Consider the following 26,686-nt stretch of genomic DNA (forward strand, 5'->3'; position numbering starts at 1 on the left):
AGTCAACATGAGGGATAAATTTGACTCAAAAAAGTGAAGCGCAAAAAGGCAATATTACTCCTGAAATGGAATATGTTGCTAAAAAAGAAAATATCGATGTAGGCAAATTAATTAAATTAATAGATGCAGGTAAAGTTGTAATTCCAAAAAATATTAATGGACACTCAAAACCTTGTGGTATAGGGGAATGTTTAAGAACCAAAGTTAATGCAAATATTGGCTCATCATCAAAAATTGATGATATTAATCTGGAAATAGATAAAGCAAAATTAGCACAGGAATATGGTGCAGATGCTTTAATGGATTTGTCAACAGGTTCTGATTTAAAACTGTTTAGAAAAAAAATTATGGATGCTGTTGATTTATGTATTGGAACTGTGCCCATTTATGAAGCGGGAGTCGTAACATTAAATAAAAACAAAGAAATAATGGATATGAATCCCGATGATATTTTCAAATCTATTGAAAACCAAGCACGTGAAGGAGTGGACTTTATGACCATTCACTGTGGAATTACCAAGGATTTAGTTGAAAAACTAAAAGCTGCCAATAGAATGATGGGTATTGTAAGCCGTGGAGGAACATTCATGACATCTTGGATAAATCACAACGATATGGAAAATCCATTATATGAAAATTACGATTACTTACTTGAATTATCCTATGAATACGACATTACATTATCTCTGGGAGATGGTTTAAGGCCAGGTTGTTTAGCAGATGCAAGTGATATCCCTCAAATTCAAGAACTCGTAAACCTTGGAGGCCTTGTTAAAAGAGCACAGGACGCTAATGTCCAAGTTATGGTGGAAGGACCCGGACACATGCCATTAAACCAGATTAAAGCCAATATGGAAATTCAAAAAACGATATGTCATGGAGCTCCGTTCTATGTTTTAGGACCTCTTGTAACTGATATTGCACCGGGTTATGATCATATTACTGGCGCAATCGGAGGGGCGATAGCTGCAAGTTCTGGAGCCAGTTTCTTATGTTATGTTACTCCAGCAGAACACCTGTCCCTACCAAGCCTTGAAGATGTTAAAGAAGGAGTTGTTGCATCAAAAATTGCCGCTGAAGCAGCGGATGTTGCAAAAGGACTTCCTCAAGCATGGGAAAAGGAACGTGCAATGGGCCGTGCAAGAAAGGAATTCGATTGGGAAGCTCAATTCGACTTGGCCCTAGACAAATCAAAGCCTAGAAAATACCGTAACAAATGTGAACTTGACGATGATGAAATGTGTGCAATGTGTGGAGAATATTGTGCAGTAAAAATAGCTAAAGGCGATTTTTAATGAAATACCAGGAATTAGTTGACGTTTACTCAGCTCTTGAGGCAACTACAAAAAGACTAGAAAAAACAGAAATAATATCAAATTACCTAAAAACATTAGATTCAGATACCATTGAAAAGGTTGGACTTTTGATTTTAGGAGTTGTTTTTCCGGCATGGAGTTCGGAAGAAATTGGAATTGGGGCAAAATTGGTTGAGCGGGCAGTAGCTGAAGCTGTTGGAACAACACAGGAAATTGTTGAAGATGCAATTCGTGATGAAGGAGATATTGGCCTTGCATGTGTTAAACTATATGCAAAAAAATCCCAAATGACCTTTTTCTCACAACCCTTAACAATTAATTTTGTATTTAATAACTTACGTAAATTATCTAAAATCAGTGGTTCAAAATCAACCAATCGTAAAATAGCAATTATTTTAGAATTATTATCACAGGCAAGTGGAACAGAAGCTAAGTATCTAACAAGAACCATCACTGAAGAGTTAAGGATTGGTGTAGGAGATGGAGTGGTTCGTGATGCAATAGCACAAGCATTTAATATTGAAAAATCTATTGTCGAACGTGCGCAAATGCTTACAAATGATTTTTCAGTAGTTGCAAGAACCGCCAAGGAAGAAGGCAGTACGGGTTTGGAAAAACTTAACTTAACACCCGGAACACCTGTCAAACCAATGCTTGCCCAATTGGCTCCTCCACTAGATGAAATTCTACCGGAAATGGGCGAGGCGATTTGTGATACCAAATATGACGGCATAAGACTACAAATTCATCGCAAAGGTAGTGAAATTAAAATATTCACACGCAGATTAGAAAACATCACCCATGCTTTGCCGGAAATTGTAGAGCTTTTTAATGAACACCTTCCTCATGAGGATTATATTGTAGAAGGTGAAGTGATAGCTACACGCAATGGAAAACCTCTGCCTTTTCAAAATGTCTTGCATCGCGTTAGAAGAAAATATAATGTAGAAGAAGCGATGGAAAATGTTCCTCTAAAACTATTCTTATTTGATGTAATGTATTATAAAGTTCCAATGATTGATGAGGATTTAAAAACAAGAAGAAGCACATTAGAAAATATTGTTGATACGTCAGTCGATGAGATGAATTTAAGTACAATGAAAGTTGGAACTGCAGACAATATTGATGAAATCCAAGAATTATTTGAAATTTCAATCAAGGAAGGTCATGAAGGAATCATGATTAAAGATGCAAGTGCGCCATATATTCCAGGCCTTAGAGGTAAAAAAATGCTTAAATATAAAGCTGAACCTGAAACATTAGATATGGTTGTTATTGGGGGAACTTATGGAATTGGTAAAAGGGGAGATTTCGTTGGATCATATCTTGTAGCTTTAAGAGATGAAAATGATGATTTTAAAAGTGTAGCATATGCCGCAACAGGTCTCGATGATGCTACCTTAGAATACTTAACTGAGAAAATGAAGGAACTTGAAATTTCAACCAAGGGTCGTGAAATAAAAGTTGAACCTAAAATCGTTTTAGAAATAGCTTTTTCAGAAATTGTAGAATCCCCAGAATATGAAACCGGTTACTCATTACGATTCCCAGTTGTTAAAAATATCCGCAAAGATAAAAGTCCGAATGATGCAGATACTGTTGAAAGATTGCTTTCAATGTACCATACGGGAAACTGAGAAGGTGAAACTGTGACAAAAAAAGCTTCAGATTTTCAAATTAAATATATGGCAAAGATGTATCGTGGAAAAGAGATATTCAAACCATTGAATACAGGATGGATAGATGAAAATGTTGCTTGCATTAGAGAATATGTTGCAAATATCTTTTTTTATAGAAAAGAGGGTAAAACAATAATGATTGACGCCGGATATAATTATCCAAAAGTTGCTGAGAAGATGGAATGGTTAGAAATTGATCCTGAAGAAGTAAGTGATATCCTAATAACCCATCAGGATACAGACCATGTTGGTGCTGTAGAAGATGATAGTGACGGACTATTCAGCCACTGCAAACTATACCTAAGTGAAATTGAAAATAGATATCTGACTGGAGAAGTTAGGCGTAGAGTAGCTTACAAATTATATAAACTTCCAATGGTTACAATCAACAATGAAAAAGTACTCCTAAAGGATGGAAATATCCTGGATTTTGATGGCATTAAAGTAGAATGCATTTTAGTTCCAGGCCACACTTGGGGACATATGGTTTATTTGATTGATGATGAATACCTGTTTACCGGAGATACAATATGGTTTGGTTCTGACGGAGGATATAGCTTCCTATCCCCACTAGCTGAAGACAATAAACTATCCTTAAAATCATTGAAAAAACTTGAAGAAAAAATAAGAAGTAAGAATATTAATCCGTTAGTAATTACTGGCCATACAGGTTGGAGTCAGGATTTGGATTTTGTATTTGCCCATTGCGACAAAAAATGCTCACCATTTTCAAGAAGAGCTCCTGATCCAGATGCGCCATATGATGCATATGATGAATCAGACGATACAAAAGAAAACACACGAAATTCAGGATTTCTAAAAGCCAAACATTAATTTGAGTTTTTAGCTCATCCAATCATGCACATACTGAATAAACGATGATTTCATTGTTTTGAATAACGCTTGAGCAATAATCATTATCCCTAAAACCTCAAGCGGCATTTGGCTAAAAATCCGATTGTAAAGATTATTGCACCTAATCCTTCACCAGATAATCTCAATGTTAAACCTAAAACAACATTAAAAGCTTAAATTCTTTGAAAAATACCTGAGATAGTAGCAATTGTTACGTTATATGCTTTTTTATAACCATGAACTTCAACAAGCATATCATCAACAATGTAAATTACTGGAAAATATTGTCCGGGCACACTAATATTAAAGAGAAAAAATCAAAGATTTTACCCACTATAACATTTGAATCGATGATTGTGTAAAAACACCCCGTAAAAAATCATAATCTTCATTTTTTGTTGCCACGTATAGTTTTTTTTAAACCTACATCAATTTTACTGAGTAAAATCCTATCGAATATATTTATTCTGAAAATCATTATGAAAATATGGAAATCACAGATGATAAACTATTAAGAATAGCCCTGATAACCTCACTTATTGGAATAATTGGCCTGATTGCTTTTAGTCCGACAATTGAAGTTAAAGAAGTTGATATTAAAGACATTAATAATGCAATGATTGATGAAGAAGTGCGCATTGACGGAGTAATTACAGACATTGCCCAATCAAGCTCAAAGACAAGTTATTTTTTAACCATAAATGATGGAGATGCACAGATTCAGTTAATAATATTCGAAAATCAAGTAGCGGAAATACAGTCAAAAAACCTTGACATTGAAGATTTTAAAAATCGCAAAGTACAAGTTGTTGGAACAGTTACACAATATAATTCAGAATTAGAATTGATTTTATCAAATGGGGACAGTTTGAGAATGATTAATTAACAATATATTTTTATTGATTAAAAACTAAAATAAGTTTATATATTAAATTATAAAGGAATTTTAAATATGTCTAATAAAAAAAGATTATTTGGAACTTTTGGAGTTAGAAGAACTGCAAATGACGTTTTAACTCCTGAATTCGCAACAAGACTTGCTGCTTGTTATGGAACACAAATAAAAGGAACCGTCGCTATTGGCGGAGATACACGTACAACTTCCCCTATGTTAATGCAAGCTGTAACTGCAGGTTTACTTTCAAGCGGTTGTGACGTGGTGAATTTAGGAATCCTGCCTACCCCCGGAGTCCAATATGCTATCCGCAAATATTATGATGGTGGAGTAATGATTACAGCTTCACATAATCCTCCAGAATATAATGGAATTAAATTTTTGGATTCTGACGGTATTGGAATTGCTGATGATATGGAGCTTGAAATTGAAAGATTATACTTTGATGATGAGCCAGACCGTGTAGAATTTTCAGAAATTGGTGAAATCTATCACAATGATAAAATAATTGATGAATATATTGATGAAGCAGTTTCTAAAGTAGATGTGCAAGCTATTAAAGATTCAAATTTAAAAGTGGTTGTTGATTGTGGATCAGGTGCCGGATGTTATACCGCTCCATATTTAATTAGAAAATTAGGCTGTGATGTAACAACACTTAACTCGCAAGCCGACGGATTCTTCCCCGGACGTAATCCTGAACCAATTGAAGAAAATTTGCAAGAATTAATTAGCATTGTAAAAGAACTTAATGCAGATATTGGTCTTGCACATGATGGAGATGCAGATAGAACCATTTGTATTGATGAGAAAGGAAACTTTGTTTTAGGCGATAAAACTTTCACACTTGTTGAACGTGAAATGCTTAAAGAAAACAATGGAGGAATCATTGTAACAACTGTTGCAACATCACAAGCAATTTATGATATTGCTGATGAATTTAATGGTGAAGTAATAGCTACTGCTGTTGGAGATTTACTTGTTGCTCGTGAACTCAAAGAAAAAGACGGTTTATTTGGTGGAGAAGAAAACGGCGGTTTAATATTCCCGGATTTCGTTTATGGAAGAGATGCAGTAATGACTGTTGCTAAAATCTTAGAAATTCTTGCAAAATCTAAAAAACCGATGTCTGAGTTAGTGGCTGAATTACCTATCTATTATGCAAGTAAAATGAAAATTGAATGTCCGGATGATGAAAAAGAATTTGTGATGAACAGTATTGCCGATGAGATTAAAGAAACAACTGATTTTGAACTTGACTTAACCGATGGTGTTAAAATCTTAAAAGAAGACGGTTGGGTAATCATCAGACCCTCTGGAACTGAACCAATATTTAGATGCTTTGCAGAATCTGATTTACAATCTAAAGCAGATGAAATGACCGAATGGGGAATTAGTTTAATTAAAAAATACAGAAAATAATAATTCCTTCATTTCTTCTTTTATTTTAATTGAATTTAGAAATACTCTAAACATTCTTCTTTAAGGAAAAATGCATCTTCATTATCTGGGCTTCTAAGCAAAACTCTATTAAAACTGTCTACCGCTTCTTCAAACTTGCCAAGTTCCATCAATACAACACCCTTATTTAACAGAAAATCGATATTGTTTTTTTCAATAGATATTGCTTTGTTAAAACATTCAAGAGCTTCATCAAATTTACCTAAATCAATATAAGCATTTCCCATGCGATTAATTGCTGCAGCATCCATTTCGGAGTCATCTAAACAAACTTCAACTGCCTTATCAAAAGATTCAATGGCCTCTTCCAACATTCCCATGTCAGATAACAAATTCCCACGTGAATTCCATACTTCAGGGTTTTCACCATCAATTACAATAAGCTTATCATAAACTTTCAGGGCATCATCATATCTTCCAAGCATTTCTAAGATAAATCCTCTCCAATAAAGAACAATTGAACTGCTTGGACGATAATTATAAGCAATATTGCTAACTTTTAAAGCCTCATTAATATTGCCTGAGTTTAAAAGTGCAATGGCTTTATTGTTTAAAATATAAATATTATCCGGTTCCCATTTTAATGCTTTATCATAACATTCAATAGCATCCATGAATCTTCCAAGCCGGGATAAATTATCCCCTTGCTTATTCAATAAATAAATATCATGAGGGTCCAATTTAAGTGCCGCATCATAACACATTGTTGATTTATCGAATTTACCACTATCAAAAAGAATATCAGCCCTTTTTGTAATCATAGCTTTTTCATCTATTTTATCTCCTCTCCAATCATCAATGTGAATTTTTTCGAAATATATAATTTGAAATTCGTCTGAAGGACCAATGCACCCCCCATACATTTTTTTAAACTCACGCAACATATCTTCAGAATCCTTAAACCCCTCCTCACGAGCCAATTCATCATTATCTTTAATCTCTGAAAAAGGAATGCTCTCAACACCAGTTACGAAAGCCTCAAAAATCTTCATTTTTTCTTTAGACACTAAGTTCCAATAACAATATAGTCTATCTCCGACTTTAAGAGGTGTTTTCCATGCTTTACGTATTGTACGAGTTTTCTTACCCGTAATTACATCAATATCATTACTTGAAAATGATAAAATCGGCATTCAAAAGGCACTCCTATATTACCTGTTCTCCAAATTCGCCAGATTTGACTTTAACAATTCCATTAAAATAAGGTTTAATCATCTTAGCCAACTTAGTTAAATCATGAGGATTAGGAACTTCAACTTTTTCCAAAGCAGGATCCAATACATTTTTATTTCTGAATTGTTGAATTGTATACACTTCAGATTCAATTTCATCAACAAGATTCATGATATCTTTTTTAGTATGTAATGTAGGAACAAAAGTTGTTCTGATTTCAAGATGAACCCCTGCATCATTTATCAGTTCCATTGATTTTTTAACATCGAAGCCTACATTGGCTCCGGTTATTTTTTTGTATTTTGAAAATGTTGTTTTGACATCAAGAGATACGTAATCGAGTAAATTCAAGTCCAATATCTTTTTAAGTTTATCCGGATAAATTCCACTTGTATCTAATTTTGTTTTTAATCCGATTTTGCGAACATAAGACAATATTTCAATTACTGCATCTGTTTGCACTAATGGTTCTCCACCTGAAATCACAATAGCATCTAAAAAATCAGCTGATGAATCTATTTCATATTTAACTTCTTCAAATGATTTTTCAGTATTATCTTCCAATAATTCCACATTATGACAATATCTGCATGCCAAAGGACATTTTGACATGAAAATAACTAAAGACATATTTCCATGAAATTCAACAGAAGATATTACACTACCTCCAATATACATTTAATTTAAAACCTCTTTAAAAACATTAATAAATTTCTTATCCTCTTCAAGAGTACAAATACTTATTCGTATCCAATATTCGTCTAAACCCTTAAATGAAGTACAATCCCTCACAATAATACCTCTCTTCACAAGTTCTAATGCCAACTGTGAAGCGGTAAAACCCGTATCCTTAATACCGATTAACATGAAGTTAGATTTAGATGGGAATACCTTTAATCCATCAATTTTTGACAATTCATCATGTAAATATTGTCTTGACTCAATTCCTTTTTTAATTGAATCCTCTATGTATTCTTTGTCTCTAAAGGTATTAAGAGCAGCTACGAATGATAATCTTGTAAGGGAAAATACTGGTTTTATTCTGTGCATATACTCAATAATCTCCTCACATGCAAGACCATAACCAATTCTCATACCTGCAAGGCCCAATACTTTTGACATGGTACGTATGATGAATATGTTGTCATATTCATTGATTAAATCTTTATTTGTGACTTCTGAGTATTCGAAGTAAGCTTCATCAATAATGATTAATATGTCTGGATTTTTACGGGCAATATCTATTAAGATTTCCTTATCAATCAATGTTCCGGTAGGATTATTTGGACTGCATAAGAAAATCATTCTAGTTTTGGAAGTGATTGAATTATAAATTGACTCGACATCTAATTTATTCTCATCCAAATCCCATTTTGCATAAACCGGTTTTGCACCGTATTGTTTTAACAAGTATTCATAATACATATAAGAAGGCAATGGAACTATAAACTCATCGCCATCATCTATAAATGTTTTTGCAAGTACATCAATGATTTCATCAGCTCCGTCCCCACCAATTATAACTTGTGAATCTTTAACACCCGAATATTCCGCTATTTCACTTACAAGTTCATGCAATTGAGATTCGGGATATCTATTAATTGATTTAATTTCATCTTCAATAGCTTTCATGGCTTTTGGAGACGGACCCCATGGATTTTCATTTGAACCTAATTTAATGATATCCTCTTTTTTAAGGTTAAAATCTGAAGCAATCTCATCCTGAGACCTTCCAGGGACATAGGAATCCATTTCTTCCACAATTTTCCTTGCCTTCATAATTTAATCTTCCCTATATTGTTTAGAAAGTTTTACATAATTATCTGCATTATTTTGAATCATTTCAATTTGATCGCGACTAACCTTTTTAACCACTTTTGCTGGAACACCTAAAATCAAACTTCCTTCTGGAAACTCTTTTCCTTCACTTACAACTGCACCTGCCCCAACAATAGAGTTTTTTGAAATATGTGCACCGTCTAGGACTGTTGCATTCATTCCAATTAAAACATTGTCATCTAATTTACATCCGTGGACAATTGCACCATGACCTACAGAGACATTATCACCTATCTCAACAGGAAATCCTTCAGTGCAGTGAACAACACAATTGTCTTGAACATTAGATTTATTTCCAATTTTAATTGAATCTACATCTCCCCTAAGGATTGCTCCATGCCAAATTGATACATCCTCACCCAATTCAACATCACCAACTACTTGTGCACCAGGGCATATTACACTAGAGTCTTTTTTATTTTCCATAATATCGCCTTTATTTCTGTATTTTATTCTTATTTTGTATAATATGATTTTGTTTTACCAAAACACGTGTATCGGAGGGTACATCATCATATAATAAAACCCCTGAACCGATAGTGGAATTATAACCTACTTTCACACCAGGTGAAAAACTAGAATTAATACCTGTTTTAACAGCGTCTCCAATAATCGATCCGAATTTGCGTCTTCCACTATCTATCATTTTGTCCTTAATTTTGGTTTTTACGGATTGGTTATCAAAACGTAAGTTTGCAATGTTAGTTCCTGCTGCAATATTACAATTTGAACCTATGACCGAGTCTCCGACATAACTTAAATGACTAATATTGGTATTTTCCATGACAATTGAATTTTTAATTTCAACAGCATTTCCAACATGAACATTGTCACCAAAGTAAGAATTACCTCTAATATAAGAATTTGGACCTATATCACAATTTTTACCTATATATACATTTCCTTCAATGTAAACTCCCGCACGAATAATGCTGCCTTCATCCAAAAAGATATCACCATGAATATGAGCTCCATCCTCTATTTTTCCTTTGATTTCATTTTTTAATTGGCCGATCAATTCTTCATTAACTTCAATTAGCTCCCATGGCCTTCCAACATCAATCCAATCCTTATTGGTTTTATGTCCAATTACCTTTTTGCCGTCTTCAATTTGTAAGGATACCGAATCTGTAATTTCATATTCTCCACGTTCAGAAATTTCAGTTTCATCAATTTTATCGAAAATATCCTTATTGAATACATAAATTCCAGCATTTACAAGATTACTTGGAGCTTCCTCTTTTTTAGGTTTCTCTACAATGCTTTTAATATTGTCATTTTCAATTTCAACAACTCCAAAGGCAGAAGGGTCTTCTACTTCAGTTAAAACCATTAATGTATCTGGTTTTAATTGGTTGTATTTTTTAATGATTTCAGTAATAATTTCATCATCTAAAATGATATCCCCATTTAAAACAAGCAAGCTATCATTAATAAATCCTTTTCCATATCCAATAGCATTTGCAGTACCTAAGAAGTCCTTTTGAGTTTGATAAGAAATGTTTACTCCAAATTCACTACCGTCACCAAAATAATCCCGAACCATTTCCTCCTTATAACGTACAATTAATAATATATCTTTAATTCCACTATTCCTTAAAGATTCAATGTTATATTGAATAATTGGTTTTCCAGCAACTGGCAACATAGTTTTAGGCTTTGTAAGGGTTAATGGCCTCATTCTAGAACCTTCACCAGCACTTAAAATAATTGCTTTCACTTTTATTATCCCCTTAAAAATTATCTAATAATATTATATGTTTAACTATTTACTTATTAATTAACTTATCTAATCAAATAACTACTTTTAAATAATAGTTCAAATAAACTCAAATTATATTAGCTATGCTAATAGCAAATAAAAGGAGATAATAAAATGACTATATATGTTTGTTTACATTGCGAATACAGGTTCGATTCTGAAAAAGGGGACCCGGAATACAACATTCCTGCTGGAGCAACCCCTGCAGATATGCCGGATGACTGGGTTTGCCCAGAATGCGCTGCATTAGGTATTGATGCATTTATTGCAGAAGAAGAATAAATATTCTTCTTCATATTATTTTTTATAAAAAAATTATTATTTTTTAAAATAGCTTTTTTTACGTTATATTGATAAATTGTTAAAAATATTTATATAAGTTAATGTTTATAACTATAAAATGTAATTTTATTTACTTTACAAATTTAATATTTATCTTAAACTTAAGTGTGGGAAAATAAAATGACTAGGACAAAGAAATTAATTATAGCAATATTATTAGTTATTCTTGTAGGTCTATTAGCTTCTATTTATGGCGCATTAAATAGTGGTCCTAACCTTTCCGAAGAAAGTAAAGACATATTATTATTAACTGCAGATAAATATGAACAATCTAATGGTGGAGTGGACATGGCATTCATGATTCACTTAGAAAATGGAAGTTTTAAGAACTATACACCAATTTATCCTGGAGGAATGACACATCCAACACAACCCGCTTCGAGTGCTATTGGAGGAGGCAAAATGTATCTTCACGATTGCCTCTATGATGGTGTTGATAAGGGAATGGATTATGCAAAAGAAATTGTTGAATCGAACACCAACTTAACTGCAGATGCAGTAGTTCTTGTTTACGATGAAGGTGTTGACAACATTATTGATTCAATACGTCCATTAAAAGTAAATGGTGTTGAAACAAATCTCACAGCTACAGACATTATTCGTGAAAACGACGCATATAATGGATATGCAGGTAACGAAGCTGTAACTGGAACAATGTCTAGAGCGGATGCAGTAATGGTATTGGTTAAAGCATTAGCACAAGCTGCTGCAGATCCTAATAAAAAAGCAACCATGATAAAAACTGCATTACAAGAATATTCCAATGGAAATATTATAATGAAACCAGAAGGTTCATTTACCAATTTGCTTGCGACAAAAGGTATTGAATCGCTTGGATAATATAAATTTGTCTTTAAAGAACTAAATTATTCTTTAAAGAACTTTTTTTATTTTAATAAACTTAAAAATGCATAACCACTTGTTTTGAGGAATCATGAAGATAATGGTAGTTTGTCTTTGTCAAATGATAATAAAATTTTGAGTGCTTCTACAACTTCAACTAAAATTGTTGTTAGTAGTACTTCTGTTGTTTATGGTGATTCATTAACTGTTTGTTTATTAACAAGTGCTAATAAAGCGGTTTCTGGTAAAACGCTTAAGATAACAATAAATGGTAAGTCATATAGTAAAACTACAAATTCCAAAGGATATGTGTATTTGCCGTTGAAACTTGATTCTAAAAGTTATTCTACTTCTATTGTTTTTGCAGGTGCATCAGGTTATGCAAAATCTAGTAAAACAGTAACAGTAAAAGTTACAAAAAGAAGTACAAAATTGGTAGTTAATAATGTGAACATGGTTTATGGTGATGGGAGTAGTTTTATTGTTTATTTATATGATAATAAAAACACGCCTCTTAATGGTAAAACTGTTTCATTAATGGTGGGTAGTGTTAGTTATGGTAGTGGAACTACAGATAATGCAGGTAAAACATCAATTAGAATTAATATGGATCCAGGAAAATATAATCCAACTATTAAGTTTAATGATGATAATTGTTATGCTGCTTCTAGTAAATCCTGTGATGTTAAAATAATGGGAAATTCTTCTAAAGCTATTTCTTTTGGTTTAGATGACATTGAAACATCTGCTTGTGAGATTAAAAAACATATTGAAAATTATCATAATTTGCCGGATAATTTGGTGATTTTGGGTTATAATATTTCAAAAGAACAATATCTTGATTTATAGTTAATTACTAAACTTTTGGTATAAATGTTTCGAGCCATTTGTCATAAACTTTTGTTCCAGAAATCGATTCATTATATGTTTTTATAGTTAATTCTTGTAGAAATTCTTTTGATTTAAGGTAATAATGTTTTATTTCTTTTTTCATTTGTCTCCATATTTGTTCGATTGGATTTAGGTGAGGAGAGTATGGTGGAAGGTATATTAGTTCAATATTAAGATATAATGCTATTTTTTTTGATAAATACGGATTTGTGGACATTGTAATTATCTAGAATTAAACATATTCTTTGTTCGGTTTGTATTTTTGTTATTATGTCTTCTTTTTGTAATAGGTTTAATGTTATTTTTCTTCTTATTTCTCTTCTTTTTTTTCACATTATTGAGGGATTCTCTATTGCTGTGTTTTTCAATGATTCTAGCGATTGTGGATGTGGTATTGTCTTTATATTTTTCTAATGTTTTTAAAATTTTTGCTGTAAAAATTTCATTATTTTCGTTATTTTCCATTAATAATTTGTTTATGTCTTCATCAGTTAGATTAAAATCGGATATTATTTTGTTTAATATTTTTACTGTATTTTTCATTGTTAGTATTTGCTACTCTTAATTCTAAAAGTGCTATTGCAATTTCTGGTGCTGTTGATGAATTTGTGATTGTGATGGTTGAATTTCCATTTATTGTTAGTGACCCTGTGGCGTTGATTTTGAATTTGTATGGATTTACAGTTTGTGTGTGTTTTGTTCCTTGTTTATATAGTGATTTTTGAGTATAGGGTTCATTTTGGAATGATGCTTCATCAAATAAGACTATAATATCATTTGTTGTTACATTATATTCTTCTAAGTTTTTTTTTAACTGTTCTTCAGCATCTTTTGGGGATTTTGAAAATTTAGGATTATGCTTTGCTATAATTGTATCCTAATTTCTTTATAATTTTTCCTATTTGCTTTAAACTATAATTTACATTGAATTTTTCATTAACAAGTTTATGTACGTCTTTCATTGACATATTGGGTGTTTTTTTCAATGAGTTTATCTAATTCAATTAGTTGATCATAAGTTAATTTTGATGGTCTTCCACCACCAAAAGATGGTTTTAAACCTTCTAATCCTATCAGATTCACATGTTTTAATCCATCTGTGAACTGTTTGATAGGATTTTCCAATATATTTGCGGCATTAGTTATGGTATTTCCTTCACTAACTATTTTGACTGCAATTAGCCTTTGATAATACCTATGGTAAGCCACACAATTGCTGATTTCTTCATCCAAAGCGATTTTTGTCATTTTGTTAAAAACATTAATTTTAGATTTTCCAGACATATTTTATAATTTATCCGACATCTATAATAAAAGTTTGGTTAGTAACTATAAATCATTTAAAATTATACAATCTTGAGTCATGTCACATCCTCATGTTTAAAAGATTAGTTTTAACACAAAAAACTTCCATGATGAAGAAACCAAGAAAAAAGCATTAGAATCACGAAGTGCTGAGATACGAATAACAGAAATAGAACTCGAAACCAAAAAAGGAAAAAAAATACACAGAAATACTTGCAAGCAATTTACCATTCGAAAAATTCACCACACAAGATTTAAAAGAATACCACACAAGATTTAAAAGAATTATACAACAAAAGATGGAAAATAGAAACCAATTTTGACAGATTAAAAAACATAATCCACATAGAAAACTTCAGCAGACCCTCAGAAGAAATAATACAACAAGACTTCTACTCCAACATATTCATGTTTAATTACTTAATGGCAATGAAACTCGACGCAGACCAAAAAATACAAGAAAAACACAAAGATAAAAACTTAAAACACGAATACAAAACCAATCTCAATGTTTTATTCAAACTAATAAAACTAGACATACCTGATCTCTTATCAAACGACCCCAAAGAAAAAAAGACGCCGTTAAAAGAATACTAAACACAGCACAATCAAATTTAGTAGAAAAAAATAGAAAATTATATTAACTAAATTAAATAAAGTATTAAAATAAATCTAAAAAAAAGGTGATAATATGGGATTACTCAATAAAGTAGTAGGACATGCAGAAATAGGTGGAGACACAGCAATCGTAGAAGAATACCTCGCTCCAGGCGAAGAAATTATCCAATCATTTCATTTCATAAGAGATGCAGTCATATTAACCAATTACGGAATATATGATATTGATGTACAAGGATTAAGCGGTAAAAAAGTGCAAGTTAAATTTTATCCTAAAAAAACAATTAAAACCATTTCTTTTGAAACAGCAGGATCTCTTGATTTTGATGCAGATATCAAAATAGGAGTAAGTAACAATCCAATTGTTTTAATGGAAGGTGGAGCAATGAATGTACCAATATCATTTAAAGTTCCAAAATCCCAAGCTGAAGAAGCAAAACAAATCATACACTTAGTAAAAGAACACTATTTATTATAAGCTAATTACTAGCTTATACTCTTTTTTAATTTTAAATAACACAAGAGGATTTGAATTTAATTACTTTAAGTAATGCATTCGTTAAATTTAGACAAATAATATCATCACAATCATAATGAACCTGACAATCCATTTCCATTGATTACTTTGTTTTTGATGAATTATAAAAATGTTTATCCTCAATAGTTAAGAATTAACTCTTAATGGAGCATATCCCGTCCCACAAGAAAAAGGAGAGAAATAAAATCAAATTGACTTATTCAAACTACCAAATCTGTAAAATTACAGTTATAACTGCAATACACTACATATACAAACCTAAAAATGATATACAAAAAACAAACAGAATGCAGAATGAAAAATATTCAAAACCAAATAATTTCAGCCAACACTCCAAATTAAAAAAAAGATATGGAAGTAATTATCTTATTACTTCAACAATCATATCTAAGTTTTCAGATTGTAGGATATCTACTTTTTTACCAGATGCTCCAACAATCTCTTTTTTGATATTTAACATGTCTTGGGAAACTACAATCTCACCAATTGCAAGTTCATGATTAGCATCTAAAACATCCCCAATTTTATTGATTGGAGTGGATTTTAAATATCCAATGATTTTACCCGCATCCCCTTTGAATTTAGGTCCAATTTGAGACATGTCCGGTTCTACTTCAATGATTTTTTCATGAACTTCAGGTTTTCCAGAGCCAATAGCTAATTTATTGATTTTTAAAGTTCCTTTCAGATCATCTTCAAATTCATTGAATATGACCGCCAAACCTTCATCTGAAGTATAAACATTTACTTCAGAAAGTTCTGCATTCAATGGTATTTTTGAAGCTGATTTAAATCTTCTAACTTCATCAATTAACTCAACAGTAGTTTCGCCTTTCCTTTCCATTTCTTCGTTGATTAACTCCTCATGTACTTCAGGCCATAAAGTAGTGTGAATTGATTCATCTGAGAAGTATTGGTAAACTTCTTCTGTAAAGAACGGTGCAATTGGAGCCAATAATTTTAAAGAAGTTTCAACAACTGTTTTTAAAGTGTATTTTGCAGTTCTTCTTGATTCGTCTGAAACATCAGAGTATAATCTGTACTTTACAGCTTCAATATATTCATCACAGAAATCATGCCAGAAGAATCTTTCAATAGAAGTTATAGTTTCAGCAAAGTTATATTCTGCAAATGCCTTATCAACAGTTTTATTTAATTTGTTTAATTTTGACAACATCCATAAATCCAATGGGTTGAAGCTGTCTTTAACTTCATCATATGTAATTTCCTCGTCAAATATCTGCATGCTAATAAACCTAAATGCATTCCAGAATTTTCTAAGGAATCTGTAACCATGCTTGATGTCCTTCCAATCAAATATTACATCAGACCCCGGAACACTGTTAGCGGCCCAGGTTCTTAAAGAATCTGCGCCGTATTTTTCAATGACCTCTTCAGGTCCGACTACAAATTCAGGCCTTGATTTACTCATTTTGTTTCCGTCTTCACCAAATACCATCCCATTGATTACAATATCATCAAACGGTTTTTCTCCAGTTAAAGCTAAGCATCTAAGAGTAGTGTAAAATGCCCATGTACGGATAATGTCGTGGCCTTGTGGACGTATGTTTGATGGGAAGTGATTTGCATAATCCCCATCAGGCCATCCTGCAATAGACAATGGTGAAATAGATGAGTCCATCCAAGTATCCAGAACATCCTCTTCAGGGATAAATTCCTCACATCCGCATTTGCATGGATGCTTAGGTTTATCGGATGTTGGATCTACTGGTAAATCTTCTGCTTCTGGTAAAATTACCTCTCCACAGTCTTTACAATACCAAACAGGAATTGGAGTTGCAAATATTCTCTGTCTTGAAATGCACCAGTCCCATTCCATGGAATCCGCCCAGTTCATCATACGGGATTTCATGTGTTCAGGCACCCAGTTCATTTCATCTGCCGCAACCTTGGTTTTTTCGATTAGCTCGCGAACTGCTACAAACCACTGTTTCTTAACAAGAATCTCGATAGGAGTTTTGCATCTCCAGCATTGACCTACATTTTGATCCACTTGTTCTTGTTTAACTAAGTAACCTTCACTATCCAAATCTTCAATAGTTTGCTTTTTACAAGCCTGCAAGTCCATTCCTTCATATCTTCCAGCAGCTGCAGTTAATGTGCCTGTTTCGTCAATAGCATTGATAATTTCTAAATCGTATTTTTGAACCCAGCTTACATCTGTTTTATCCCCAAAAGTACAAATCATTACTGCACCTGTACCGAATTCAGGATCCACTTCCTCATCTGCAATAATTTTTACTTTTTGATGAGATAGGGGAACTTCAACATATTTATCCAAAAGATGAGTGTATCTTTCATCTTCTGGGTGAATTACAACTGCCACACAGGCGGACATTAATTCCGGACGAGTAGTTGCAATTAAAATGCCCTCATCTTTAGGGTTCGCTTGCTTGCCTGAAGCTTGTGAGGATACAATTCCATCATATCCATCCCCAGTAGCTGGCGGGAAGTTAACATAGTTTAAAAATGTAGTATTATCCGAATATTCAACTTCAGCAAATGCAATGGCTGTCTCACAGCGAGGACACCAATTTACAGGGTGAATCCCTTGATAAATTAATCCATCTCCATACATTTTTAAAAATGAATATTGGGTTTTTCTCATGTACTCAGGAGTCATTGTAACAAACTCACGAGTCCAATCTTGGGAATAACCCATTGCCCTCATTTGCGCTTTCATTTTTGAAATATTATCAGTAGTTAAATCAACACAATACTCTCTGAATTTAGTTCTTGAAACATCATTTTTCTTGATGCCATGAGTTTCTTCAACTTTCACTTCAGTCGGAAGACCGTGACAATCCCATCCTTGTGTAAATAGAACATCCGCACCTTTTTGTCTCCTATATCTTGCGTTCATATCAATGTAAACCCAGTTTAAAACATGACCTAAATGAATTGAGCCTGTTGGGTATGGTGGAGGAGTATCAATAATATATCTAGGACGTGAACCCTCTCCAATGTATTTGTAGATGTTTTCATCTGCCCATTTTTCCTCCCATATCTTCTCTTTTTTAAAATCATAGTATTTAGGAATTTCTTCATTTGACATATATTTTCTCCTAATTAATCTAAGTAAGGAGAACAAAATAATAAAGAAGATATTGTTGATTTTTGTGAAAGTATATCCACTACACACCAATTAAAGCTTGATGTGACCATTTACTAGAATCCACACTCAAAAATCATTTTTGGCGGACACTCTACTTCTAAAAAAATTTTTATTTCGACACATCTTGATTTCTTTTTAAGGAATCTCCAGAAAACAAAGAGGAAATCTTAAAAAAAATATTACAAAAGCAAAAATAACTCAAAAATACATTCTTTTATTTGTTGATGAAACAACATATATTCTGAAGATTTAGAAATAAAGAAAATATTAATTGGAAACTCATATGAGTTTCATTAAATTAATTTTTGAATTTCTTCACGTACAATTTTATTAACAAGTCCGCCATCAGCTTTTCCTTTAAGTTTTTTCATACATATCCCCATTAAAGGACCCATAGCTCCCATTTGACGTTCTTTTACCATTCCTTCATTTTGAGCAACAATATCAGCGATAATGTTGCCGACATCTTCATCACTCATCATGACTAGATTGTTTTTCTCAGCAATTTCCCCAATTTCCACATCCGGAGTGTTGATGGTTTCGATTGTTAATTTACGAACACTGTCTTTTGCAATTTTGCCTTCAGCTAAGAGAGTAAAAATATCTTTAAAGTGATTGAGACTTAAAACTCCAATGTCATATCCTTCTCTTTTGATTTCACGTAAATCATATGCAAGAAGTGAAGCAACAGGAGTTGCATCTACCTTAACATCAGCCAGGATGTCTTCAAACATATCAGCTTCTTGTCTTTTAACAAGTTGTGTTGCTAAATCTTCACTTAAATTATACTCTTCAGTAATTCTAGCTTGTTTAACATCAGGTAGTTCAGGTAAATTATCCAAAATAGGTTTGATTCTGTCATTTGTAATTTTAAATAATGGAATGTCAGTTTCAAGATACATTCTGTTTGCAGTTGGAAGAGGTCTCATGTATTTGGTGTTACCGTCATCAAGTGCTTTACGTGTTTCTTCAACAACACCATCTAAACCTAACTCAGCTCTTCTTTTAACCTCTTCTAATGCAGATATTGCAATATCTTCGTCGTGAGCTACAATAATAAATGCATCATCTTTACCAATATTCAGGAAATCATTTGCTCTGTCAACTTCATCTTGGGTAATTCCGTAGGCCGGAAGTTCATCAGAATGGAAAATACCTGAAACTCCACGTTTTTTAGCATAACTGGCAATTTCAGTACCGAATCTTCTGCCCGGTTGGACTTCAACACCAATTAAACCACCATATCCTTTTAAAACAACTGCTTTAATTGTTTCAGCGGATTTTAAGATTTTAGATTCAGTATCTTTGAACAATTCATCTAAATTGTAAATCTCTTCTAAAACTTCCGCATTTCTTTTAATTAATTGTTTTTTAATGTCAATTAATGCTAATTGTCTTTGAACTTCACGATTAACAATTTCGGCCATCAAATCCAAGTCTTGCACACCTTTAATCTCTACACGTGCACCTTCTGCAATAGATATGTTCAAATCTTGTCTGATTGTTCCAAGACCTCTTTTGACGTTGGTGCTTCTTAAGATTTGACCAAGCATATATGCAACTTCCCTTACTTGATCTGGGTGATGCATTGAGGGGTCTGTTGTAATTTCTGCTAATGGGATTCCTAAACGGTCTAATCTAAATTCGGTAAATCCGTCTTTGGTTTCAATTCTTCTTGCAGCATCTTCTTCTAAACCAAGGCTTTCGATAACTACTCTGCCATATGGGGTATCTAAGTAGCCATCAGTTGCAACCATTCCAGTTCTTTGAAATCCTCCTGTGTTACTTCCGTCAATTACTTGTTTACGCATAGTATGAAATTCATCAACAATATGCATGTTCATTAAACAAGCAATAACAATACAAATATCCAATGCTTCTTCATTTAAACTGTGAGGAGGCTCATCATCGTTTTCAACAAGACAAGTATGTTTTTCAAAGTTTTCATATTTGAAATTAAGCCCTCTTAAAGATTCTTGAAGTGCTGCTCTGTCGATTTCTCCAAGCTCTGATTGTGTTGGTCTTAATTTTCTCTGAACAAGTTCACTAAATTCATCATCAACAAGTTCTGTTTTACAATGGCAGAATAATTTATGTTGACTGTTTAATTGTTGGTGAATTTCAAGTCCCATTTTCAATCCTAATTTTTCATAATCCATATTAACACAACCTTAATTTAAGAAATCCTTAATTGATGATTTTTCTGAAAACTCGCCTGCAATATTGGTTTGCATTATCTTTTTAACATTATTGTAATCATCACTTTGACCTAATGCCCAACATAATTTGACGTATGTGGTTTCAGGAGTCATATCGAGAGCTGAAATCACTCCTGCATCAAGTATTTCACGTCCTGTTGAGTAAACATTCATGTTAACTCGACCATAAAGACATTGGGAAGTCATAATTACAGGAATATTTTCCTCTTGCGCTCTTTTAAATGAGTTAACTAAGTTATTTGGAACATGTCCAAGACCGGTTCCTTCAATAACTAAACCCTTATATCCTCTGTCAATGTGATATTCAATGTATTCTTCAGATATTCCTGGGAAACTCTTAATAAATCCAACTTTTTCTTCAATAGCAGTATTTAATTCAAGTTCATTGTCTCCACGTTTTGTATAATGATAATCAGGGTTAATGTTAACTTGTTTATTTTGAACTTTAGCTATTGGCTGAGCATTAATACTTCTGAATGTGTCTCTTCTTGAAGTATGCATCTTACGGACTTTCGTACCATTGTGGAGGTAAGTGAACTCATCATTTAAACTTCCATGCATGCAAACACAAACTTCTGCAATATCTGATTTGGCAGCAACTACTGAATCAATTAAGTTGATATTGGCATCACTTGAAGGCCTATCAGAACTTCTTTGCGCACCTGTGATAATAATGGGAACTGGGGTTTTTAACATAAAACTTAATGCAGCTGAAGTGTAATGCATCGTATCAGTACCATGAGCTATTACAACGCCATCGCTGCCGTTAGAAATATCATTAACTATTTCTTTTCCAGCTTTAACCCAGTATTCAGGTTTCATATTTTCACTTAAAATATTATATAATGCTTTTACATTGTAATTGGCATAGTCTAATAATTCAGGATTTGCTTTTACAAGATCTGATGCAGTAAATTTAGGATGTACTGCTCCAGTTCTGTAATCAATAATGGATGATACTGTTCCTCCAGTTGATATAATTGAAATGTTTTGCTTAGATGGATCATTTGGAATTTCCTCTTCATCATAACCAATCTTAGGTTTATCTCCTTTTTCAACAAGCTCTGCAGTAGTATCTTTGATAGCTATGCCAATATTGTATCCGCTGGATAATTTCAAAACCAAATATCCGTCATCACCATCTTTGGATCTATCAAGTAAAATACCTGTATATGTGATATCTTCTTTATTGACCTTAATGGTGTCCCCTATACTTAAACCGTAATTTTCTATATATTCTGTTGCATTTTCTTTATATGTCATTAAATCACACTTAAGAATTATTTTTAATCCATTCTGCACCTGCTTTGAGCACAGCAATATTCACATCAATAACTTTTGGCTTAGATGCAAACATTTCACGAATAGCATTTTCATAAGATTCACGTTTTAAAACATTGCTTAATTCACTTAATGCACCTAAAAGTGCTGTGTTTGCAGTTCTTGCATTTCCGTGTTCTTCAGCTATATCAACACAAGGCATTGCAATAACATTAATGTCTTTATCAGTTTCAAACTCTCCGATTTTTGAATCGTAAAGTATTGTTCCCCCTACTTTAACATCTTTTGAGAATTGTTCTAATGAAGGTTTGTTTAATGCAATGAGAATATCAATATCATCAACAACAGGTGTTCCAATGGTTTCATTAGATATTACAACTGAACAATTGGATTTTCCTCCCCTTTGTTCCGGTCCGTAACTAGGATACCATGAAACATGTTTTCCTTCAGCACAAGCAGCTTGAGATATTGTTAAACCTGCACTTAAAACGCCTTGACCGCCAAAACCACTTACTTTAATGCTTAATGGTTTAATGTCATCATCTGCATATCCTGAATCCTCACCTCTATTTACATTAAATATCTTATCTAATGATTCAGTGCTAAAATCACTTACAGGTCTTTCAATAGGGTCTTTTCTGTATAGGTCATTTCTGAAGTTTTTAACAGGGAATTCTTTTTCCATTTCTTTTTCAATAAATTCCTGCGCACTGCTTACATCCTGTTTTAAGTTAGTTGGGCAAGGTGATAAAATTTCAACAAATGAATATCCTTTTCCTTCTTTTTGGACAGTCAATGCTTGTTTAATTGCAAATTTGGCAAGTCTAATTTTTAAAGGATTAGCAAGAGAAACTCTTTCAATAAATACTGGTGCCTTTAAAGTGTTAATTAATTCGCACATATGAGTGGGGTGTCCTGCATAATTAGGATCTCTTCCAGTTTGGCAAGTAACTGTTTTTTCACCTATTAATGTTGTTGGAGCCATTTGCCCACCGGTCATTCCGTAAACGGTGTTGTTCACGAAAAACACTACCATCTTTTCCCCTCGATTTGCAGCTTGAAGGGTTTCATTTAAACCAATGGAAGCCAAGTCTCCATCCCCTTGGTAACTCATTACAATTGAATTATCTTCAGCTCTTGAAATGCCAGTAGCTACTGCAGGTGCTCTTCCATGAGCTGTCTGAAAATTTCCACAATTAAAGTAGAAGTATGCATATACTGAACAACCTACCGGAGAAATCATTACGCATCTCTCTTGGATTCCAAGTTCGTCCATACACTCAGCAATTAATTTATGGATAATTCCATGTCCACATCCCGCACAGTAATGGGTTGATTCAATATTTGTTCCTTTTCTAGGATATTCTTCTAAAAGGGATTGTGGATTTCTGCGTATTTGTAATTCGTAATCTTTATCATTAAATTCTTTTTCATTCATTCTTCCACATCCTTAATCAATAATATTTGGACTGGCCTTTTCATCACTTCTTTTTGAAGTATCTATGCTTTCATCTTCAACGCCAGCTATTTCATAGATTTTTGCAAGCACATGTTTAAGTTCAAGTAAGTTACCGCCCATTCTATTGACGATACAGGTGCCTTCTTTTCTTAAAGCTGCAAATTGAACATCAGCTAATAATTGCCCATTACTCATTTCAACAGAGATGAAACTAACTCCCTTGTCTGAAAGTTCCTTAATTCTTTCACTAGGGAAAGGTGATAATGTAATTGGTCTTAAAAGTCCAACTTTCAAACCTTTTTCACGGCTTTTATCAACCGCGGATCTTGCAATTCTGCTGCTGATACCATAAGATACCAAAACGATTTCAGCGTCATCAACTTGATATTCGTCAATAATAACTTCTTCAGCTTCGATTTTAGCGTATTTTTCTTGAAGCTCAAAGTTGAAATCTTCCAGTTGGTCAAAATCATTGAAAATTGAAGTAATTACGTTTTCCATTGTGTTTTTATTTCCTCTTACAGTCCATGATTCATCAATTTCTGGTTTGATGGCTTCACTTGGGAATACTAATGGTTCTGCCATTTGTCCAAGGGTACCATCAGCTAATACTACAACTGGATTTCTCCATTTATCAGCCAACTCAAATGCCTTCATTGTTAAATCACACATTTCTTGAACGCTGTTTGGAGCTAAAACTATATTTTTGTAGTTTCCGTGCCCTCCACCTTTAACGATTTGATTGTAATCCCCTTGTTCAGGTCCAATATTTCCAAGTCCGGGTCCTGCTCTCATAATATCGACAATAACAGCAGGTAATTCAGCTCCCGCCAGGTAAGTAAAACCTTCTTGCATTAAGCTTATGCCCGGTCCTGATGAAGCGGTCATAACTCTATGTCCAGTACCTGATGCACCATAAACCATGTTTATTGATGCTTCTTCACTTTCAGCCTGAACAAATTTTCTTCCAACCATTGGGAAGTATTTTGATGCCTCATGTAAAATTTCACTTGCAGGAGTGATGGGGTATCCGAAAAAACAATCGCAACCAGCATACATTGCACCAACAATAACTGCGGTGTTTCCTTTTACCATTTGATTACTCATTTACTTTCCTCCTTTATTGGCTACTTTAGCTTTAATCATTTTTCCAATTTTGTCATCAACAATTCTTTTTATTTGATGTACTTCTAATGCTAATGGTTCAGGGCATGTAAAGTAACAATCTTTACATCCTGTACAACCACTTCCACTATAGTAAGCAAACTGATATCCTGCATTATTCATCTCTTCACTAAGTAATATTACATTTTGAGGACATCCAACTATACACCTCATACAACCTTTGCAAATTTCTTTATTGATAACAGGATATGATATCTCTTCTGTCATTATATCATCTAATTTAATTTTTATTATCGTTTTCTCTAATGTCTACTCTTCTTATTTTTCCGCTGATTGTTTCTGGAATTTCATCAACATATTCAATCATTCTAGGGTATTTATAAGGAGCAGTTACTTTTTTAACATGATTTTGTATGTCTTTTGTAAGTTTTTCTGATGCTTCAAAGCCAGGCTGCAATATTATTGTTGCTTTTACAATTTGACCTCTGACTTCATCAGGATAAGCAGTAATTGCACAGTTTGAAACTGCTTTGTGAGATAATACTGCACTTTCTACTTCATAAGGTCCAATACGATAACCTGATGATTTAATAATATCATCATTTCTTCCAACAAAATGGACATATCCATCTTCATCCACCCATGCGGTGTCTCCGCAGTGGTAGTATCCGTCATGGATTTGTTTTTTGTATTTTTCCTCATCGTTAACATAATCTTTAAATAAACCAGGATTTGGCCCATCATTTATTTTAAAACAAAGTTCTCCTTCGTCTCCAAGGTCTACATTTTCATGATTTTCATCAAGCAAATGCAAGTCAAACAAAGGAGAAGGCTTACCAATTGAACCTACTTTTGCATCTAACCATATGAATGTGCCTATTGATAAAGTGGTTTCAGTTTGACCGAATCCTTCTTTGATTCTCAAACCTGAAAGGTCATGGAATCTTTCAGATACTTCCGGAGGTAATGGCTCTCCAGCAGTTGTTACATATTTTAAGTTTGATAAATCGTATCCTTTAATGTTTTCTTTAATTATAAATCTATAGATTGTTGGTGGAGCGCAAAATGTGTCCACTTTATTTTCAATGATCTTTTCAAGTAATTTAATTCCGTTAAATCTGTCATAATCATAGATGAATATTCCGGTTCCGCTAATCCACTGTCCATAAAGATTTCCCCAAACAGCTTTTCCCCAACCGGTATCTGCTGCGGTATGATGGATTCCATCTTCGATAACATTGTGCCAATATTTGGCGGTAGGAATATGTCCCAATGAGTAAGTGTGTTTGTGTGAAACCATTTTTGGCATTCCGCTAGTTCCGGATGTAAAGTAAATTAAGAATATTTCTTCTGCATAAGTTTTATCTTCACCAGTTGGTCTTTCAAACACATCACTTTCTTTTTCAATAGCTTTGTTAAAGTTAATCCAGCCGTCTCTTTCAGTTTCTATAACTAGTTTGGGCAAATCAATTTCTAATTCTTTCATTGCTTCTTCATAATCTGGCAGTAGCGAATCTTCTTCTACTGAAACAACCATTTTAACATTAGCTTCTTTTATTCTAAAATCAATATCATGAAGTTTCAGCATGTGTGTTCCTGGAATGGCTATTGCTCCAATTTTGTGCAATGCAACCATGCAGAACCAAAATTCATACCTATTTTTAAGTGTAAGCATTACACAATCACCTTTTTCAATGCCTAGACCCTTAAATAAGTTTGCAGTTTTGTTAGAATATTCTTTCATATCTTTAAATGTGAAAGTATGTGTTTCCTCTTTATCATTAGTCCAAATTAATGCTATTTTGTCTGGATCGATTTCAGCGTATTTGTCTACAACATCAAATCCAAAATTGTAATCTTCATTGTATGTAAGTTTAAAATTTTTATAAAAGTCCTCGTAAGAGTTAAAATCAACTCTTTCTACAAAATTTCCTATTAATGATGTCATT

General features: G+C 33.1%; 27 protein-coding genes. 11 read left to right on the forward strand and 16 right to left on the reverse strand.

The features are described from left to right. Nucleotides 1-20: 20 nt before the first annotated feature. From thiC to Q9968_RS00695, 3 genes are read left to right on the forward strand one after another with little or no spacing between them, the layout of a single operon-like run. Nucleotides 21-1,295, forward strand: coding sequence for a phosphomethylpyrimidine synthase (thiC, locus tag Q9968_RS00685; RefSeq protein WP_305512455.1), 1,275 nt, complete (start codon nucleotides 21-23; stop codon nucleotides 1,293-1,295). Then, nucleotides 1,295-2,953, forward strand: coding sequence for an ATP-dependent DNA ligase (locus Q9968_RS00690; RefSeq protein WP_305512457.1), 1,659 nt, complete (start codon nucleotides 1,295-1,297; stop codon nucleotides 2,951-2,953). Before thiC ends, Q9968_RS00690 begins: the two co-directional genes overlap by 1 nt. Nucleotides 2,954-2,965: 12 nt before the next feature. Beyond that, complete coding sequence (locus tag Q9968_RS00695; RefSeq protein ID WP_305512459.1) at nucleotides 2,966-3,829, forward strand: MBL fold metallo-hydrolase; 864 nt, start codon at nucleotides 2,966-2,968, stop codon at nucleotides 3,827-3,829. A 194-nt stretch (nucleotides 3,830-4,023) separates the two neighbouring features. Here the strand turns inward: Q9968_RS00695 and Q9968_RS00700 are convergent, their stop codons facing one another. Continuing rightward, nucleotides 4,024-4,146 (reverse strand): hypothetical protein, encoded by a 123-nt coding sequence (locus Q9968_RS00700; protein WP_305512460.1) that lies wholly within the window; start codon nucleotides 4,144-4,146, stop codon nucleotides 4,024-4,026. A gap of 191 nt (nucleotides 4,147-4,337) precedes the next feature. On the opposite strand from Q9968_RS00700, the gene Q9968_RS00705 reads away from it, so the two are divergent. Continuing rightward, nucleotides 4,338-4,736, forward strand: a complete 399-nt coding sequence (locus tag Q9968_RS00705) for an exodeoxyribonuclease VII large subunit (protein WP_305512462.1) — start codon at nucleotides 4,338-4,340, stop codon at nucleotides 4,734-4,736. Nucleotides 4,737-4,802: 66 nt separating this feature from the next. Beyond that, nucleotides 4,803-6,167, forward strand: a complete 1,365-nt coding sequence (gene glmM, locus Q9968_RS00710) for a phosphoglucosamine mutase (RefSeq protein WP_305512463.1) — start codon at nucleotides 4,803-4,805, stop codon at nucleotides 6,165-6,167. Nucleotides 6,168-6,202: 35 nt separating this feature from the next. Here the strand turns inward: glmM and Q9968_RS00715 are convergent, their stop codons facing one another. From Q9968_RS00715 to glmU, 5 genes are read right to left on the reverse strand one after another with little or no spacing between them, the layout of a single operon-like run. Then, nucleotides 6,203-7,339: a tetratricopeptide repeat protein gene (locus Q9968_RS00715; protein ID WP_305512465.1), complete on the reverse strand. Its 1,137-nt coding sequence runs from the start codon at nucleotides 7,337-7,339 to the stop codon at nucleotides 6,203-6,205. Nucleotides 7,340-7,352: 13 nt separating this feature from the next. Beyond that, entirely contained in the window at nucleotides 7,353-8,057 is a 705-nt protein-coding gene (locus Q9968_RS00720) for an anaerobic ribonucleoside-triphosphate reductase activating protein (protein ID WP_305512466.1), read from the reverse strand. Next, entirely contained in the window at nucleotides 8,058-9,158 is a 1,101-nt protein-coding gene (gene hisC, locus Q9968_RS00725; protein WP_305512467.1) for a histidinol-phosphate transaminase, read from the reverse strand. 3 nt (nucleotides 9,159-9,161) lie between these two features. Beyond that, nucleotides 9,162-9,644, reverse strand: coding sequence for a gamma carbonic anhydrase family protein (locus tag Q9968_RS00730; protein ID WP_305512469.1), 483 nt, complete (start codon nucleotides 9,642-9,644; stop codon nucleotides 9,162-9,164). 10 nt (nucleotides 9,645-9,654) lie between these two features. Then, on the reverse strand, nucleotides 9,655-10,944 hold the full coding sequence (glmU, locus tag Q9968_RS00735) for a bifunctional sugar-1-phosphate nucleotidylyltransferase/acetyltransferase (RefSeq protein WP_305512594.1): 1,290 nt from the start codon (nucleotides 10,942-10,944) through the stop codon (nucleotides 9,655-9,657). A gap of 150 nt (nucleotides 10,945-11,094) precedes the next feature. On the opposite strand from glmU, the gene Q9968_RS00740 reads away from it, so the two are divergent. From Q9968_RS00740 to Q9968_RS00750, 3 genes are all read left to right on the forward strand, one after another. Further along, complete coding sequence (locus Q9968_RS00740) at nucleotides 11,095-11,262, forward strand: rubredoxin (RefSeq protein WP_305512471.1); 168 nt, start codon at nucleotides 11,095-11,097, stop codon at nucleotides 11,260-11,262. A 180-nt stretch (nucleotides 11,263-11,442) separates the two neighbouring features. Further along, nucleotides 11,443-12,162, forward strand: coding sequence for a DUF4012 domain-containing protein (locus Q9968_RS00745; RefSeq protein ID WP_305512473.1), 720 nt, complete (start codon nucleotides 11,443-11,445; stop codon nucleotides 12,160-12,162). A 117-nt stretch (nucleotides 12,163-12,279) separates the two neighbouring features. After that, nucleotides 12,280-13,014, forward strand: coding sequence for a hypothetical protein (locus Q9968_RS00750; RefSeq protein ID WP_305512475.1), 735 nt, complete (start codon nucleotides 12,280-12,282; stop codon nucleotides 13,012-13,014). Between the two features lie 7 nt (nucleotides 13,015-13,021). On the opposite strand, the gene Q9968_RS00755 is transcribed toward Q9968_RS00750, so the two are convergent. Together Q9968_RS00755 and Q9968_RS00760 are read right to left on the reverse strand one after the other, a co-directional pair. After that, on the reverse strand, nucleotides 13,022-13,273 hold the full coding sequence (locus Q9968_RS00755; RefSeq protein WP_305512477.1) for a transposase: 252 nt from the start codon (nucleotides 13,271-13,273) through the stop codon (nucleotides 13,022-13,024). A 5-nt stretch (nucleotides 13,274-13,278) separates the two neighbouring features. Continuing rightward, the gene (locus Q9968_RS00760) at nucleotides 13,279-13,599 is read right to left on the reverse strand and encodes a hypothetical protein (protein WP_305512479.1); all 321 of its coding nucleotides are present in this window, start codon (nucleotides 13,597-13,599) and stop codon (nucleotides 13,279-13,281) included. Here Q9968_RS00760 and Q9968_RS00765 point away from each other — a divergent pair. Continuing rightward, nucleotides 13,599-13,781 (forward strand): hypothetical protein, encoded by a 183-nt coding sequence (locus Q9968_RS00765; RefSeq protein WP_305512481.1) that lies wholly within the window; start codon nucleotides 13,599-13,601, stop codon nucleotides 13,779-13,781. The two genes, Q9968_RS00760 and Q9968_RS00765, sit on opposite strands and share 1 nt — an antisense overlap. Nucleotides 13,782-14,001: 220 nt before the next feature. On the opposite strand, the gene Q9968_RS00770 is transcribed toward Q9968_RS00765, so the two are convergent. Then, complete coding sequence (locus Q9968_RS00770) at nucleotides 14,002-14,340, reverse strand: hypothetical protein (protein WP_305512483.1); 339 nt, start codon at nucleotides 14,338-14,340, stop codon at nucleotides 14,002-14,004. A gap of 450 nt (nucleotides 14,341-14,790) precedes the next feature. On the opposite strand from Q9968_RS00770, the gene Q9968_RS00775 reads away from it, so the two are divergent. Then, complete coding sequence (locus tag Q9968_RS00775; RefSeq protein WP_305512485.1) at nucleotides 14,791-14,958, forward strand: hypothetical protein; 168 nt, start codon at nucleotides 14,791-14,793, stop codon at nucleotides 14,956-14,958. Between the two features lie 94 nt (nucleotides 14,959-15,052). Then, a complete protein-coding gene (locus Q9968_RS00780; protein ID WP_305512487.1) occupies nucleotides 15,053-15,457 on the forward strand; it encodes a PH domain-containing protein in 405 nt (134 codons plus the stop codon). A 421-nt stretch (nucleotides 15,458-15,878) separates the two neighbouring features. Here the strand turns inward: Q9968_RS00780 and Q9968_RS00785 are convergent, their stop codons facing one another. From Q9968_RS00785 to Q9968_RS00815, 7 genes are all read right to left on the reverse strand, one after another. After that, nucleotides 15,879-18,593 carry a valine--tRNA ligase gene (locus Q9968_RS00785; protein WP_305512488.1) on the reverse strand — a complete coding sequence of 905 codons (2,715 nt, stop codon included), beginning with the start codon at nucleotides 18,591-18,593 and terminating at the stop codon, nucleotides 15,879-15,881. Between the two features lie 353 nt (nucleotides 18,594-18,946). Further along, on the reverse strand, nucleotides 18,947-20,812 hold the full coding sequence (gene gatE, locus Q9968_RS00790; protein ID WP_305512491.1) for a Glu-tRNA(Gln) amidotransferase subunit GatE: 1,866 nt from the start codon (nucleotides 20,810-20,812) through the stop codon (nucleotides 18,947-18,949). 12 nt (nucleotides 20,813-20,824) lie between these two features. Beyond that, the gene (gene gatD, locus Q9968_RS00795) at nucleotides 20,825-22,135 is read right to left on the reverse strand and encodes a Glu-tRNA(Gln) amidotransferase subunit GatD (RefSeq protein WP_305512493.1); all 1,311 of its coding nucleotides are present in this window, start codon (nucleotides 22,133-22,135) and stop codon (nucleotides 20,825-20,827) included. Nucleotides 22,136-22,145: 10 nt separating this feature from the next. Continuing rightward, nucleotides 22,146-23,591: a 2-oxoacid:acceptor oxidoreductase family protein gene (locus tag Q9968_RS00800; protein ID WP_305512495.1), complete on the reverse strand. Its 1,446-nt coding sequence runs from the start codon at nucleotides 23,589-23,591 to the stop codon at nucleotides 22,146-22,148. A gap of 12 nt (nucleotides 23,592-23,603) precedes the next feature. After that, nucleotides 23,604-24,719: a 3-methyl-2-oxobutanoate dehydrogenase subunit VorB gene (locus Q9968_RS00805; protein ID WP_305512497.1), complete on the reverse strand. Its 1,116-nt coding sequence runs from the start codon at nucleotides 24,717-24,719 to the stop codon at nucleotides 23,604-23,606. Beyond that, entirely contained in the window at nucleotides 24,720-25,004 is a 285-nt protein-coding gene (locus tag Q9968_RS00810; RefSeq protein WP_305512499.1) for a 4Fe-4S dicluster domain-containing protein, read from the reverse strand. A 13-nt stretch (nucleotides 25,005-25,017) separates the two neighbouring features. Then, nucleotides 25,018-26,685 carry an AMP-binding protein gene (locus Q9968_RS00815; protein WP_305512501.1) on the reverse strand — a complete coding sequence of 556 codons (1,668 nt, stop codon included), beginning with the start codon at nucleotides 26,683-26,685 and terminating at the stop codon, nucleotides 25,018-25,020. Nucleotide 26,686 lies beyond the last annotated feature (1 nt).

The organism is Methanobrevibacter sp. V14, assembly GCF_963082475.1.
Classification (GTDB): Archaea; Methanobacteriota; Methanobacteria; order Methanobacteriales; family Methanobacteriaceae; genus Methanocatella.